The sequence below is a fragment of the Nevskia soli DSM 19509 genome, from assembly GCF_000711955.1.
GTDB classification, from domain to species: Bacteria; Pseudomonadota; Gammaproteobacteria; order Nevskiales; family Nevskiaceae; genus Nevskia; species Nevskia soli.
On the sequence record NZ_JONR01000028.1, the window covers coordinates 60,545 to 75,552 of the forward strand.

Sequence of the window (15,008 nt, forward strand, 5' to 3'; positions counted from 1 at the left end):
GCATTGTTGCGTCGCAGCAAATGTCTCGAGGCGAGGCTAGTCGCCTTGAGATAACAAGTCGTATCGGGAGGAGAACCCACCATGGAACTGCGTCAAATCCGTCACTTCATCGCGGTTGCGGAATCCGGTAGCTTCACCAAAGCGTCCGAGCGGGTCTCGATTTCCCAGCCAGCGCTTTCTGCAAGCATCGCGAAGCTGGAGGCGGAGTTCGACGTCAAGCTCCTGGACCGGCGCCGTGCGCGTGTGGTCCCAACCGCCGCTGGCGTGCGCCTTATCGAGAAGGCCAATTCCATCTTGCTGGTATGCAATTCCGTGAAGGCGGATGTGCGGAGCGTTGCCAAGCCGCGGTCAGTGCGTATCGGCGTGCTTCGGACCTTGTCGGCGCGCGCAATCTCAAATTTGATCAAATCGTTCCGGCGCCACAATCCGGGTCTCGCCGTCGGCCTATTCGATGGCACGTCGGTAGAACTGTCGAAGCTGCTATCAGAGCATCGCCTGGATGCGATCATCACGATCGCTGAGGACGACATGCCGCAGGAGTTCAAGTCACGCGTCCTGTTTAAGGAGAGATTCGTGCTCGCGGTGCCGTCTGATCATCGTTTCGCCAACGAGCCTAGCGTCAAGCTCAGCGATCTGCAGGGTGAGGCATTCATCACGCGCTCCAGCTGCGAAACGTTCAAGGAAACGACCAAGGTGTTTGCCGAACGCGGTGTGAAGCCACGTGTGGCTTTCAAAACCGATCAGGATGACCGCGCCCTATGCCTGGTCAATGCCGGCGTTGGACTATCGATTGTGCCCGAGCTGTTCACGATGCAGGGCGTCGTCCAGGTCAAATTCTCCGACTTCGATCTCCACCGTTCGGTGTGCCTGCGATGGATGCCCGACAATATTGATGAACAGCTGCAGGAGTTCGTCAAGATCGTGTCGAGCCACGATTGGCGCGCGCCCACGATTCAATAAGCCAGCTGCAACGGCTGGCTCAACGAAAAAGACTACTGATCTGATTGGAGGGTGGCGCTGTCGTCCTCCAACAATTTCATTTATGTGGCGAATAAAAACAAACGATTGGATTAGTTGACGACCTCCACCTAGGATCGTTTAGATCAAACGACGCCTATGTTTATTCCGGCGGCGAATTGGAACAAATACGGCCGCTCTTGGAGGAGTTCAATGCATACCAATATAGTCGGCGGCGATTGTCGGCGCGAGCATTGCGACACGTCTATCGGGCTTCTGCATCTCCCCGGTTAAGTCCCTCCAAGCGGTACTGGGAAATTTATTTTTGAACACCCTGTAGCAACAGGATTTCCAGCAATTTGCCCCCGCGCTGGAAATCCTGTGGGTGATTATGGCCGGGTGAAGTGTCGAAAGGCGCTTCACCGCGGCTGTCTTTTAATGGACAAATATGAATTCCGAAGGAGGCCGGGTGAGCGGAGTAAGATCCTCATCAGTGGCGCACCAGCCTCGACGGATTGTGGCTATCCTGGCCAAAAGTGGCGAGCCCGCCTTCGATCTCTCCTGCGTCATACAGGCATTATCGACCGCCAACGAGCATCTGCCGGCGCGCTGCCGCCCATATTGCGTCGAGCTCCTCACCGCCGCTGGTGGAACCCTCGAGACGTCAGGAGGCCTGCTGCTCCGATCAAAAGCGATCCACGATGCTTCGGACGAGATCGATACGCTGGTGATCTGCGGCAACTATACGCGCAGCCTCGATCCCCGGGTGATCCTCTGGGTTGACCAGATCGCAACTCGTGCCAATCGCGTGTGTTCGTCATTCGGAGGGATCTTTACCCTTGCGGAGGCCGGCTTGCTGCGCGGCCGAAAGATTGCCGCGCACTGGACGCAGAGCATCGAAATCCTCCGACGCTATCCGACCGCGTTGCTTATGCCGGACGCCATCGTGGTTCGCGACAGCAAACTCTGGACTTGTTCCGGTGGCACCGGCAGCATCGATCTGGCAATGGCACTGATTGAGAACGACTACGGGCGAGAAGTTTCCAGGCAGGTGGCGATGGATCTGGTGGTGTTTTCGCCGCGAAGCGGCGGGCAACTCCAGTTTAGCAAGGTACCGGTCTGGTCACAGAAGAGCAATGCTCGGTTTACCACTCTGGTGCGCTGGATGAACGAAAACTTGAGCCAGAGTCTGACCGTGGACGATCTGGCAGAACAGTTAAACATCGGCTCACGGCACTTCTCACGGCTGTTCACGGACGCCTGCGGCAGGTCGCCAGCGTCCTTCGTTGAAGCCCTGCGCGTCGAACGCGCCAGAGAGCTTCTCGAAGAAGGTTGTAAGAAGGCGTTGGTGGCGACCCGCTGCGGCTTCACCACGGAAGAGCGTATGTTCGACGCCTTCCTACGCCAGCTTCATGTGTCTCCAACCGAGTACCAGCACAATTTCTCGACGCAGCCTTTGTTCAACGCGTACGGTTAATCGCAGCAGAATATGAAGGAGAATCTCTTGGGTGGAAGTCTGAGTATCTGGCACTGGATGATCGTCTTGGTCATCGTCATGGTTGTATTCGGCACTAGAAAGCTGCGAAACGCCGGCGGTGATCTTGGAGCCGCGGTGCGTGACTTCAAGGTTGCAGTGAAGAATGGGGAAGCAGAGGGCGCAGCTTCGGCGGCAGCACAGCCTCTAGGTATAGTCGCGGAGCACAACATCTCCGCGCAGCAGAGAAAGGAGGATTTATTCAATCCTCCTCCGTCCTGACCCCGATAGCCGGCAAGTTAGCGGCTAGGCGGGAGCGTAGTTACAGGAGTCGGCGCAGACGCCAATTTTCGAGCAGTAGGTGGCGTTCGGAAAGCGCTTGATTACCGTCAGGATAGGTATTCTCGGTGCTCGGCTCCTGATAAAGAGCCGCCACTACCGGCGGCGAAACTGCCACATCGCTTTGACCGCTTCTGCTTATTGTTCCTGTATATAGGGGCCATAAAAATAATGAGTTTTCCATCTGGAAGGCTAGAGCCTAAGCTCAAAGGAATCGGCCGTGCGTTGGGCACGGTGGAAGTATGGCATCCAGGTGTCAAAGCGCTTGCTCAGGTACGTTTTGCGGCCTGATTGAATCAGTCAGTTACGAAGCCGGCGTCCAAACCGCTCCGGCGCCAAAGTTTTCAACCATCGGAGATGTAAATGACGTACCAAACGATCAATCCCGCCACGGGCGCCGTGGTTAAGACGTTCCCGGGCATTTCCAACGCCGATCTCGATCGCGCAGTGACCAAGGCGCATGAGTGCTACACGAAGGACTGGAGCCGTCGCTCGATTAAGGACCGCGCCAAAATTCTGTCGGCCGCTGCCGCCAAGCTCCGCGAGAAGGCGGACGAGTATGCGAACTACATCACCCTGGAAATGGGCAAGCTGCTCGGTGTGGCCCAGGCGGAAGTGCAGCTGTCCGCGTCGATTCTGGACTACTACGCCCAGAACGCAGAAGAATTCATGAAAACCCAGCCGGTCCCTGGCGTACCGGGCGCTGTGCTGGAGACGCGCCCCATCGGTGTGATCTTTGGCATTGAGCCCTGGAACTTCCCCTACTACCAAGTTGCGCGAGTTGCCGGTCCTCAGTTGATGGTAGGCAACACGTTGATCATCAAGCATGCCGAAAACGTGCCGCAGTGCGCCCTCGCCTTCGCGCGCTTGTTCGAGGAAGCTGGCGCTCCTGAAGGTGCCTTTACCAATGTCTTCGCCTCCATCGACCAGGCCGGCCTGGTGATCGATGATCCGCGCGTTCGCGGCGTCACCGTTACCGGCAGTGAGCGTGCCGGCGCCGCCGTCGCCGAGCGCGCGGGCCGCGCGCTGAAAAAGACCGTGATGGAGCTGGGTGGCAGTGATCCGTTCATTGTGTTGGAAGACGCGCCGCTCGAGAACGCCATGGACATGGCGGTGTTCGGTCGCATGTTCAACACAGGCCAGAGCTGCGTCGGCTCCAAGCGCATCATCGTCGTCGGTAAGGAGCGGGGTAAGCAATTCCTGGAAGGTTTCACAGCGCGTATGGCCTCTCTCACTGCCGGCGATCCGACCGACGGCAACACGACCCTCGGGCCGGTCTCATCCGAACGCGCGATGAACCTGCTCCTCGATCAGATCGATGGCGCGCGCAAGGGCGGCGCTAAGGTCACCACCGGCGGCGGTCGCGTCGACCGTCCGGGCTTCTATGTCCAGGCGACGGTTCTTACCGACATCAAGCCGAGCAATCCGGTGTACTCCCAGGAGTTGTTCGGACCGGTCGCTTCCCTCTATGTTGTGGACAGCGACGAGGAGGCAATCAAGCTGGCAAACGATTCCCCCTACGGGCTCGGCGGCGTGGTGTTTTCTGCTGACATGGAACGCGGCCGCCGCGTCGCCGAGCAGGTCGACAGCGGCATGGTCTGGGTCAACCAGCCGGCTTGGACCGGCCCGGAGTTGCCGTTCGGCGGCGTCAAGAATTCCGGCTTTGGTCGTGAGCTGGCGGAAGTCGGCTTCGGCGAATTCGTCAACCGTAAGATGATCAGTGTCGTTCCGAGCGGCTCGGCTCCTTGGGGCCCAGTTCCGGTCAAGTAAGGTCGATCACCTCGGGCCGGCGCTGAAGCCGGCCAGCGAACGGGTAATTGAGCCGAACCGTATGGGCGGTATCAACGAAGGCCCGTGACTTGGCGCTTCGGCGGCTCCGAGTCACGGGCCTTTGCTGTATCCGCGCCAATCTCAGCGCGAGCTCCAGCCCACGGGAATTGCCGGGCGGTCTGGGGAACCAGTTCCACGCAAGAAGGAAATTCTATGGAAGAAGTAGTGATTGTAGGTGGCTTGCGCACGGCGATCGGCCGCTTCGGTGGCAGCCTGGCCGAAACACCGGCCGCGAAGCTCGGCGCCATCGTGATCCAGGGGTTGCTGAAAAATCTCGATCTCGATCCGGTCCAGGTCGATGACGTCCTGATGGGCCAGGTGCTCACTGCGGGGTGCGGTCAGAATCCCTCACGCCAGGCGTCGATATTCGCCGGCTTGCCGCACGCGGTGCCAGCCATGACCATCAACCAGGTCTGCGGCAGCGGCTTGCGTGCGGTCATGCTCGCCGCGCAGACGATCAAGGCCGGAGACGCCGAGCTGATCATCGCAGGCGGCCAGGAGAACATGAGCATGGCGCCCCATCTACTGCCGAATTCGCGCAAGGGCACCAAGATGGGCAACTGGACCCTCGACGACTCGATGGTGCGCGACGGTTTGTGGGATGCCTTCAACGACTACCACATGGGGCAGACGGCCGAAAATCTCGCCATGCGCTACGGTATCTCGCGCGAGGATCAGGATCACTTCGCCGCACGTTCGCAGAACCTAGCCGAAGCCGCACTCAAGGAGCGGCTCTTCGAACAGGAAATTATTGGCGTGGAACTTCCTGCGAAGAAGGGGCTGCCTCTCGTATTCACCGTCGACGAGTTCGTCCGCGCCGGCGTGACCGCCGAATCTCTGGCCGGCCTCAAGCCGGCCTTTCTGAAGAACGGCACCGTCACCGCAGCGAATGCCTCTGGCGTGAACGATGGCGCCGCGGCACTAGTGTTGGCCTCCGCAAGCAAGGCGGCGGCGCTGGGCCTGAAGCCGCTGGCGGTGGTGCGCGGCTACGCCACCTCCGGCGTTGATCCAGCTTACATGGGGCTTGGGCCTGTGCCCGCTACCAAGCGTTGCCTGGGCAAGGCCGGCCTGAGCATGAACGACCTCGACTTGGTGGAATCGAACGAGGCGTTCGCAGCCCAGGTGTTGGCGGTCGGGCAGGAGCTTGGCTGGGATCCCGCGCGGGTCAACGTCTGTGGCGGCGCCATCGCCCTCGGTCATCCGATCGGCGCCTCCGGTGCGCGCATCCTGGTGACCTTGCTGCACAGCCTGCATCGCCGCAAGGCCCGGTATGGCCTGGCGACGCTGTGCATCGGTGGTGGGCAGGGCGTTGCGCTCGCTATCGAAGCGGCCTGAGGAAGGAATGCGGTCTCACCTAGATTGGGCTATTTCATAATCAAAATGGATGTCCCGCATAGATAAAAAGAGTTTCCATTATGGAATGACGATCGTTATATTCTGGCCACACAATGACCAAACCCGATAGGGTGGTGCGGAGGAGCAAGGTAATTACTTGCGTCTTGTCGCGTCGCGCGAAGCTACGGTATCGCGTTATGTTCCATTCGACTCTTCGGATTCTCTTTGCTCCCCTTCCGCGGTTATTGTTAGCCAGCTGTTTACGCCACAAATTTTGCACTCGTAGATGTAACTACTGAACGGAGAGAGAACATGCCGCTGTGGAAGGTCTATACGCCGCCCGATGCCTATTCCGATAAGGACAAACAGGCCATGGCGGAACGCATCACCTCGATTTATACGCAAGTGCCGATCCCGGCGTTCTACGTGGTGATCGTGTTCGAAGAAATCCCCCAGAACAACTACTTCGTGGGTGGCAAGCCGCACGGAAAGTTCATCCGCTTCAAGATCGATCAGATCGCGCGAACGATTCCTGGACCGGTATTGCGTGAATGGTGGATTCGCACCGTCGACGGGCTCGTCGCCCCCTGGGTCAAGGACCGCGGTTTCGACTGGGAGATCTCGATTGACGAGACTCCGTTCGATCTGTGGTCTCTGCAAGGCGAAAGGGCGCCTCCGTTCGAGTCCAAGGCCGAAAAGCGCTGGGTCAAGGAGAACAAGGCGAGCCCCTACACCTTGGACGAGATGCTGCCCGCATCGAATCTCTTGCTCGCTCCCGGCGTGCACGATCACGGCATCTAAAGGGGACAGTGGGCGTTCTAACGCCTACGTCTGTGGTAACGGCATCCGTCGTTCCGGAGATTCGGTGCGACGGGTGCCTTTTTCGTTTTGAATAGCAACAATGCTTTAAGACCAGTCAGGATAGCCATGGACAAATCAGAGCTCGACCGACGTATTCGACTGCATGGCCACAACATTGTGGCTGGAAACTTCGAAGCAGTCTTGGAAGATTTTTCTGAAAGGATGAAGCCGGGCGTGCCGGACATTGCGCAAATGCTGCCGCCGACGCTGGAAAAAGCTGAGCTACTAGATCTGCTCGTGCACGGCAATAGCGCGGCTGTGGTGATCCGCTACAGCAATGCATCCAATCGGTCGCTGACTATCGAGTCGATCTGGCAGGAGGAGGATGGCAAGCTGCTGATCGTGGCAGCCGGGCCGGTGCAAGGAGGGCAGCCCGCCCTTCAAGCACTTTTCCGGGCGGATCCGAAGTCGGAGGGCTGAAATGCTTGATGCCATCGGTTATGCTGCAAAAAAGGCCGGTGAACCGCTGGTTCCGTTCCAGTTCCGTCGGAATCCGCCTGGTGAGCAGGACATTCTTATTGAGATCACGCACTGTGGCATATGTCACACCGACCTTCATCGCGTAAATAACGATTGGGGCGGGGGCCACTATCCCATGGTTCCGGGGCACGAGATCGTCGGCCGCGTCTCCGCAGTCGGCCCCGGTGTGAGCCGTTTCCAGGTTGGAGATTGTGTGGGCGTCGGGTGCATGATCGATTCCTGCCGCCGCTGCACGAGCTGTGGTGAAGGACTCGAGCAATACTGCGAAGAGGGCCTGGTGCTGACCTACAATTCGGTTATGCGTAGCGCCACTCCAACGTATGGTGGGTACTCGAATAACATCGTTGTGCACCAGGACTTCGTCCTCCAGGTTCCCGAGAATCTCGATCCAGCCGCTGTTGCCCCGCTGCTCTGTGCCGGCATCACAACCTATTCCCCGCTGCGCAAATGGGGGGTTTCGACCGGATCCAAGGTCGGCATAGTGGGCCTCGGCGGATTGGGGCACTTGGGTCTCAAGTTTGCCAAATCGTTCGGGGCGCATACTATGATGTTCACCACTTCGGAGTCGAAGGTGAAGGATGCGCAGCGCTTGGGCGCCGACCAAGTGGTCCTCGCTGAAGACAGCGGCACTCTGCAGAAGATGGCTCGTACTCTGGATTTCATCCTGTACACCGCCCCTGATCCTCGCGGTGTAAACCAGTACTTGGAGCTGCTCAAGCGCGATGGAACGATGGTCCTAGTGTCGCTGCCGAGTTCCTCGCCAGAGTTAAAAGTTTCGACGCTCACCCTAAAGCGGCGGCGCCTTGCTGGGTCCTTTATTGGGGGCATTGCGGAAACTCAAGAAATGCTGGACTACTGCGGGAGCAAGGGGATCGTCTCGGATGTCGAGGTGGTCCCGATCCAGAACGTAAACCAAGCGTTTTTAGGAATGGAGCGTGGCGCGGTCAAATACCGCTACGTTATTGACATGTCGTCCTTGCGCGATTTCAGCGCCGCGGGAGGATAGTTCGATGATGATTGCTGTTCTGACCGTTTCGGACTCGCGGACGCTGGAGGACGACAAGTCGGGCAACCTATTACAGGAGAAAATCCAGGATAGTGGGCATCGGATGAGCGTCCGTTCTCTGGTAAAGGACGACCGTTTTGTGATTAGGGCCTTCGTTAGCAGTTGGCTGATTTCTGAAGAGGTGGACGCGATCATCGTGACCGGGGGCACCGGTTTGACCGGCCGGGATCTATCACCAGAGGCGATTCGCCCCTTGCTTGAGCGAACCATCGATGGGTTCGGAGAGCTGTTCCGTACACTTTCCTACGAGGACATCGGGCCTTCGGCGATGCAATCGCGGGCACTCGCGGGCACGGCCAATGGCCGCCTGGTATTCTGCCTGCCAGGATCCCGTGGTGCTTGTGAACTAGCTTGGGACCGGTTGATCGGGCCACAATTGGATACAATGACCCGGCCGTGCAACTTGGCGGAGCTTCTACCCAGGTTGCGCGAGTCGGCTGATCGCCCAGCGCTACCGAGGGTGCCATCCAGGCGGGACTAGGTCGTTGGAGCTTCAAGGGATTTTCCCAGCGGCTCGGATTGCAGGAGGATTGCTGGATGCGAGGGCATGCTCCGCAGCAAAAGGCAGGGCCACGCAAGGCACTTGATAGCACCGCTTTTCCCCTGGGGACTCTGTCTAGTCCGATTGGACTACGCCTGTTATTCCTGCTCACCGAGGCTACGTCTGATGCGCTCAATGCGGGGCAGATCTACGCTCGCCACGAATCTCGCCCGGCTGCCTCAAATTATCCCGAACTGGAGCGGATGGGGGCCGACGTTGGGGCATTCGTCCGCCGGGTCTACGCAGAAATCTCTCCAGCTCTAATCAGAAATTCCAACTTAAAACGTAGCGAGATTGACCAAGCACTCATGGACTGTGCGCTCCAATGGGTGGACCTGCCGCCGGCAAACCCTGAAATTGGCCGTCGGGAGTTGGTCGTTGCGCAGGCCGTCGTTGCCGGTATAGCAGAGTATTCGCCGGATCCACCGATACGGCTGCGAGCGGCGAAATGCCTGCACAAGTTGATCGACGAATCGCTTTGGTTCGACTTCCGATTTGCCCGCTACGCAGGATATCGAATCGTCGACGGGTTTCTGGATGGGCGCTGGCGATGCGGTGATTTTGATTTCGAACAGCTCGAACAAATCTATACCAGCATTCAGATCGAGGACGAGGTCGATGACTGCAATTTGCGTGGTAGGCCAAGCTACCTTCAGGCCTGTACATTGAACCAAGTCGCGCGACGTGCCTGGGGCCCGACAAAAAGCCAGGACCCGCTTCAGGGCGAGGGCAAGCAACTCGGTGAGCCCGAGGTTTCGTGGCTGAAGGAGGGTCTGGCAATTGCGGAACTATTCCGTGTTGCCATTGACACTGCTGAAACGCGGCGCGACGTGGCAGTTATCTGCTACAAGCTGGCATGTTCGTCGCTGATGTCTGGCTCGGAAGATGAGGGCAGGTCGTGGCTACATCGCGGCATGGCGGTACTGCGTCCGGGAATTGCCGCCCGGCGAGGGCTCATAGCGGACCTGGAAGGGGCTTTGTTCGACAGGAGCCAGGCGATGCTCGAGCAACTCGATCAGGAATCGTCCAGTTAGAGGCGATGGGTGGAACGATGAACGCGGCCTGCTGGCGACGTGCGGCCGCCGGGTCAAGCTACTCCACTTGCGGCTAGGGCAAAATGCTCCACCAACTGCTGGTGATCGTTTCATCCTGATGCTTGGTTACGTCATCTTTTGGGCTCCCACGCCCATGTCCGCTTTGCGTTGCCCGAAGCAGACCAGAAGCTGCTACCCGTTCGATGACCGCTTTTTGCCGGCGCCCGGGACGGATGTCGCTGGACGATCACCGTGCTTGCTTAACTTGTCTTCGAGAGTTGCATCGGCATTGGTGAGGGAGCGCAGCTTTTGTCCTGCGAAATCGGCGAACACGGAAGCTGCCACGGGAATCTGGCGCCTGCTGGGAAAGACGAATTCGTAATCCTCGCCCTTGCGGCGAAGCTGCGGCAGCAAAACCAGCAGCCGGCCGTCGGCCACTTCCCGGGAAATCAGAATCTCGGGCAGCAAGGCGATGCCCAGCCCGGCTATGCAGGCCCGCATCAGGCTGCTCGCGTTGTTCGCCCGGAAAGGGCCGCTGACGGCTACCTCCTCCACGCCCTTCGGGCCTTGGAGCTGCCATGTAACGGCGTTGTGCCGGCTCGAGCCTGTCAGGCATTCGTGCCCTTTCAGCTCACGCACGGATTCTGGGCGCCCCCGGCGCTCCAAATATTGGGGGCTGGCCACGAGGATGGAATTGCGGCTCATCGCACGCTGGTAGAGAAAATTGGGCGTCTTCTCGGGGTCGGCCCGCAGAGCTACATCGATGCCACTGGTGATCAGATCGGTTTTCAAATCGTCGAGCACGAAGTCGAGGCGAACCTGCGGGTAGCGCTCCAGGAACTCCACGAGCCAGCCGGCCTGGAACACGCTCATGAAATCGGCCGGCGCGGCGACGCGCAAAGTGCCTGCCGGTGTATCTGCCCGGTTCACCAGTTCCCGCTCGGCCTCGAATACATTGGAGAGGGAGCTCTCGACGCGCTCGAAGAACCTGCGCCCTTCTCCCGTCAGGGTGAGTTTGCGCGTAGAGCGCTGCATCAGGCGCACGCCAAGGTATGTTTCAAGCCGCGCGATCCGGCGGCTGACCGTGTTGTGCGGCAGATTCAGTTGGCGTGCCGTGGCGGAAAAACTGCCGGCGCGGACCACCTCCACAAACATCGCTACTTCGTTCAGATCCAGCATCTTAATTCGTACGATATGTGGACAAGTCCTGTCCGATTATAACCACTACTCAACTGATGCCGGCTCTCCTAATCTAACGACGATCCGGCTTCGCAGCCGGATGGAGTGTCGCCCTGATCAAGGAGTCAACATGAGCACCAATGCCAAGCAAGCGGTTGTTAACGGCGCCAGCCTTCTCTACCGCGATTCCGGCCCCGCCGATGGGGCGACGGTGATCCTGAGCCACTCGCTGTTTTTCGATCACACGATGTTCGATCCGCTGAGTGGCCTGCTGTGCGCAAATGGCTATCACGTCATTGCGTACGATCACCGCGGGCAGGGCGGTAGCTCGGTCGCGCCGCGTGATCTGCAGTCGGTGGATCAGCTTGCCGAGGACGCCGCGGCGCTCATTAACCACCTCGGGCTCGGGCCGGTGCATTTTGCCGGCAATTCGCTGGGCGGCTTCGTTGCCCTGCGGCTGGCGGCGCGGCGCCCGGAGTTGCTGCTCACCGCCACTGCGCTGGGATCCTCAGCGGAGGAGGAGTACTCACTCGAAGCATTCACTCCGCTCGTCGAGCACCTCCTGGCGCACGGGGCCGCGGGCCTGGTTGAGCCGATCATGCACATCATGTTCGGAGACGTCTCGCTTTCGCGCGGCGGCGCGCTGACGGACCATTGGCGTGCAAAGATCGCCGCGCTCGGCCGACAGATCGGCGACAGCGCCCACCAAGTCATTCACCGCAAGCGGATCGTCGAGGAGCTCCACGGGTGTCGTGTGCCGGTGCTCGCCATATCCGGCGCCGAGGACCATGCTTACCCAGCGCCGCTCTCCGACCTGAACATCGCCCAGGCCACCGACGGTGCAAGCGCTCGCGTCAAGGAGGCGGGCCATTCGGTGTCGCTGGAACGTCCGGAGGAGGTGGCTCGACTCCTGATGCGGCATTTCTCGTCTGTTAAGACCTGATTGGCACCTGGGTAGGCGGCTCCCGGAATAGGGCCTCCTTGCGATTTTAAACGTGTGCCTGCCATTTACCGGATTGCGCCGAAGCGAGGGGCGTCGCCGGGTGTTCCCGAATTGCTTGCACTCCTCGGCACTCAATTGCTTGTACAGCTTTTCCACGCAACACCTCCTGACAGGGAAGTGTTGCACTTGGAGTTTGGGTCCAAGAAATGTTTTCCAGGGATCGATACAAGAGTGCGTGACTATACCAAGGCCCTAACCGGTCGCCTCACAGCCGCCTTCATAAGAAAATGCCTCACCGGAAAAAGCAGGCGCTGACTATTCGATGGTCATTTCTAGAAGGCCACTTAGTTGCGCATCCGGTCGTTTTCATGTCCCGCATCCGCGCGCCGGCTATATAGACATTTTGGAAGTGCTCTATCCATAAAATCGATTGGATGGGAGGTGCTACGCTCGGTACCATCGAAAAACGATCAGGCCCCTTCGTGGCGACCTGGAAAACAACGATTGAGGAGGCTGTCATGCTGAAGAGGCACGCTGCTTCCCGCTACGTCATTTTTGGACGTATTGAAACCTTGATGTCCGGACTCGCTAGGCGCCGGCCTCCATTTCTATCGAACTTGGCCCATCCCATCGTCGCAATTGGCCCCCAAAAAGTCGCTGGGCTTGGGATCTGTGGCGAAGTCAGAGCTGGAAGACGAGGGCCATGATTGATCCGTTCGGTCGCAAGATCTCCTATGTCAGGGTCTCGGTGACGGATCGCTGCGACCTACGCTGCGTGTACTGCATGTCGGAGAACATGGTCTTCAAGCCAAAGCCGGAGCTTCTCAGTTTCGACGAGCTGGAGCGTTTATGTACGACCTTCGTCAAGCTCGGCATCAGAAAAATACGTTTGACTGGGGGAGAACCGCTGGTCAGGCATGGCATTATGGGATTGATCGATAGGTTGGGCGGCCTGGTGAAAAGTGGCCAGCTCGACGAACTGACGCTTACCACCAATGGCACGCAGCTCGTTCGTCACGCTGAGGCGCTGGCCAAGGCCGGAATACGGCGTATCAATGTATCTATCGACACGCTGGACACCCAGCGCTTTGCCGCAGTCACCCGAGGCGGCAAGCTTGACAGAGTCCTTGCCGGAATCGAAGCGGCCAAGGCAGCCGGAATCCACGTCAAAGTGAATACCGTCGCACTCAGGGGCGTCAATGAGGATGAGATCGGCGATCTTGTGGCATGGTGCGGCTCGCAAGGACACGACCTGGCCTTGATTGAGACCATGCCGCTGGGAGAGATCGCCGACGATCGCGCTGATCAATACGTGTCACTGGCCACGATTCGCAGAAGCCTGGAACGGCGTTTCGCGTTGCGTGATATCGACTATCGCACCGGAGGGCCGGCCCGGTACGCTGAAGTGATCGGAACTGGAACGCGTCTTGGCTTCATCACGCCGATGAGCCACAATTTCTGCGAAGCTTGCAACCGGGTGCGAGTGACCTGCACGGGCACCATGTACATGTGCTTAGGGCAAGAGGATGCGGTTGATCTGCGCGCGCCATTGCGTGCCAGTGAAGGGGATGATCTGCTGGAGTCGGCTATCCTCAAAGGTATCGCGCGTAAGCCCAAAGGACATGAGTTCGTTATCGAGCGTTATGCGCCGGCGGCGGTGAGGCGCCACATGAGCGTTACCGGTGGCTAGGCCTGCAACGCTGACATCACGACATTTGGAGGGGAAGCCATGGCCGTCGTCGTGATCGAAGGATGCATCAAGTGCAAATACACCGACTGCGCGGAAGTGTGCCCCGTGGATTGCTTCTACGAGGGCGAGAACATGCTTGTCGTCAATCCACTGGAGTGCATAGACTGCGGGCTCTGCGAACCGGTATGCCCAGTTGAAGCGATCGTTCCGGACAGCTATCCAGAAGCCGCCAAGTGGGTGCGGATCAATACCGATTATTCGAAGATCTGGCCGCAGATCAGCTACAAAAGAAGGTCGCCCTATCCCCAATCAGAGGCCTTCAAGGGCTTAAAGAATAAGTACCCGGATCACTTCGATCCAAGGCCTGCTGCGCAGCAGGCCGGCGACGCCGAGGAAAGCAGCAGATCAAAGAAGGCATGGGGCTTGGGGACGCGCGGGGGCACCAAGGCCTGAATTGTTCTCGGAAAACGACGCCCCAAAGAAGTTTGAGGGTCATTTCTAGAATAGTACGCCTCTAGATCAAAATCATGTAAAAAAGTATCGAGCGATTTAGCGGATCATCATAGATATTAGAACTGCACTGCAGTTTCCCTTGATGCGCAATCTTAAGATGATCATAGTAAGTAAGTTCTAGCGGCGCGCAAGACGAAAGGAGCGTAGCGTATCCCACCTTCGAGGCGAAGCAAGGCTCTCAGAAAGCGCGGCCAATGCCGCGCACGCAAGCACGTACAAAACATACAAAGCAGTTTCAGGTGCCTGCATTCAGACGGAAGCAGGCCACCTCCAAAAAGGGTGCTAAAAACCCTCCCAGGCCATTAACACCCCAAATCGCGCAGCAGCCTTTCCCGCACCCAAAACTTCAACGCTCACCGCATGCGTGCCAACAAAAACCCTTGGCACGCATGGCACGCATGAGCTTTTTCGGCCCCGAAACCGTACGGCGGTACGATCAACGCTTGATCGCCGCCGACTTGATGACAATCATCTTGCGCACCTGCATGTCATGCATGGTGTACGGCACGCCGCCGACGTTATGCCCGGAGGTGCGCAGCCCGGCGAAGGGCATCCAGTCGACGCGGAACGCGGTGTGGTCGTTGACCATCACGGCCGAGGCGTCGAGGCGTTGGTAGCAGTGCATGGCGGTGTCGATGGACTGCGTGTACACCGCCGCCTGGAACGACACCGGCAGGCTGTTGGCGCGGGCGATGGCGTCGTCGATCTTGTCGTAGCCGTAGACGCACACCACCGGGCCGAACACTTCGAGGGTGGAGACGCGCAC

The 15,008-nt window shown here is 58.8% G+C and carries 14 protein-coding genes and 1 pseudogene; 13 read left to right on the forward strand and 2 right to left on the reverse strand.

Annotation, left to right across the window (positions count from 1 at the left end):
• Positions 1 to 81 precede the first annotated feature (81 nt).
• The 10 genes from BP26_RS0115355 (at position 82) to BP26_RS0115400 (ending at position 9,917) form a co-directional block, all read left to right on the forward strand.
• Positions 82 to 960: a LysR family transcriptional regulator gene (locus BP26_RS0115355; protein ID WP_051749017.1), complete on the forward strand. Its 879-nt coding sequence runs from the start codon at positions 82 to 84 to the stop codon at positions 958 to 960.
• A 514-nt stretch (positions 961 to 1,474) separates the two neighbouring features.
• On the forward strand, positions 1,475 to 2,434 hold the full coding sequence (locus tag BP26_RS0115360; protein ID WP_051749018.1) for a GlxA family transcriptional regulator: 960 nt from the start codon (positions 1,475 to 1,477) through the stop codon (positions 2,432 to 2,434).
• A gap of 12 nt (positions 2,435 to 2,446) precedes the next feature.
• Positions 2,447 to 2,713 carry a Sec-independent protein translocase subunit TatA gene (gene tatA / locus BP26_RS0115365; protein ID WP_029921456.1) on the forward strand — a complete coding sequence of 89 codons (267 nt, stop codon included), beginning with the start codon at positions 2,447 to 2,449 and terminating at the stop codon, positions 2,711 to 2,713.
• 420 nt (positions 2,714 to 3,133) lie between these two features.
• Positions 3,134 to 4,540: an NAD-dependent succinate-semialdehyde dehydrogenase gene (locus tag BP26_RS0115370; RefSeq protein WP_029921457.1), complete on the forward strand. Its 1,407-nt coding sequence runs from the start codon at positions 3,134 to 3,136 to the stop codon at positions 4,538 to 4,540.
• Between the two features lie 213 nt (positions 4,541 to 4,753).
• On the forward strand, positions 4,754 to 5,935 hold the full coding sequence (locus BP26_RS0115375; protein ID WP_029921458.1) for an acetyl-CoA C-acetyltransferase: 1,182 nt from the start codon (positions 4,754 to 4,756) through the stop codon (positions 5,933 to 5,935).
• Positions 5,936 to 6,247: 312 nt separating this feature from the next.
• The gene (locus BP26_RS0115380; RefSeq protein ID WP_029921459.1) at positions 6,248 to 6,736 is read left to right on the forward strand and encodes a tautomerase family protein; all 489 of its coding nucleotides are present in this window, start codon (positions 6,248 to 6,250) and stop codon (positions 6,734 to 6,736) included.
• Positions 6,737 to 6,862: 126 nt separating this feature from the next.
• Entirely contained in the window at positions 6,863 to 7,216 is a 354-nt protein-coding gene (locus tag BP26_RS0115385; RefSeq protein ID WP_029921460.1) for a hypothetical protein, read from the forward strand.
• Position 7,217: 1 nt separating this feature from the next.
• Positions 7,218 to 8,282, forward strand: a complete 1,065-nt coding sequence (locus BP26_RS0115390) for an NAD(P)-dependent alcohol dehydrogenase (protein WP_029921461.1) — start codon at positions 7,218 to 7,220, stop codon at positions 8,280 to 8,282.
• A 4-nt stretch (positions 8,283 to 8,286) separates the two neighbouring features.
• Complete coding sequence (gene moaB / locus BP26_RS0115395; protein ID WP_051749019.1) at positions 8,287 to 8,823, forward strand: molybdenum cofactor biosynthesis protein B; 537 nt, start codon at positions 8,287 to 8,289, stop codon at positions 8,821 to 8,823.
• Positions 8,824 to 8,879: 56 nt separating this feature from the next.
• A complete protein-coding gene (locus BP26_RS0115400) occupies positions 8,880 to 9,917 on the forward strand; it encodes a hypothetical protein (RefSeq protein WP_157572551.1) in 1,038 nt (345 codons plus the stop codon).
• A 192-nt stretch (positions 9,918 to 10,109) separates the two neighbouring features.
• On the opposite strand, the gene BP26_RS0115405 is transcribed toward BP26_RS0115400, so the two are convergent.
• Positions 10,110 to 11,096, reverse strand: coding sequence for a LysR family transcriptional regulator (locus BP26_RS0115405; RefSeq protein WP_051749020.1), 987 nt, complete (start codon positions 11,094 to 11,096; stop codon positions 10,110 to 10,112).
• A gap of 130 nt (positions 11,097 to 11,226) precedes the next feature.
• Between BP26_RS0115405 and BP26_RS0115410 the strand changes: the two genes are divergently transcribed.
• From BP26_RS0115410 to fdxA, 3 genes and pseudogenes are all read left to right on the forward strand, one after another.
• Positions 11,227 to 12,039, forward strand: a complete 813-nt coding sequence (locus BP26_RS0115410; protein WP_029921465.1) for an alpha/beta fold hydrolase — start codon at positions 11,227 to 11,229, stop codon at positions 12,037 to 12,039.
• A 703-nt stretch (positions 12,040 to 12,742) separates the two neighbouring features.
• The gene (gene moaA, locus BP26_RS0115415) at positions 12,743 to 13,729 is read left to right on the forward strand and encodes a GTP 3',8-cyclase MoaA (protein WP_029921466.1); all 987 of its coding nucleotides are present in this window, start codon (positions 12,743 to 12,745) and stop codon (positions 13,727 to 13,729) included.
• Positions 13,730 to 13,768: 39 nt separating this feature from the next.
• Positions 13,769 to 14,101 (forward strand): annotated as a pseudogene (gene fdxA, locus BP26_RS0115420) (ferredoxin FdxA); the annotation flags it as partial.
• Positions 14,102 to 14,678: 577 nt separating this feature from the next.
• On the opposite strand, the gene BP26_RS0115425 reads toward fdxA, so the two are convergent.
• Positions 14,679 to 15,008: aldehyde dehydrogenase family protein (locus BP26_RS0115425; protein ID WP_157572552.1), on the reverse strand; the 330-nt coding region annotated here is incomplete at its 5' end.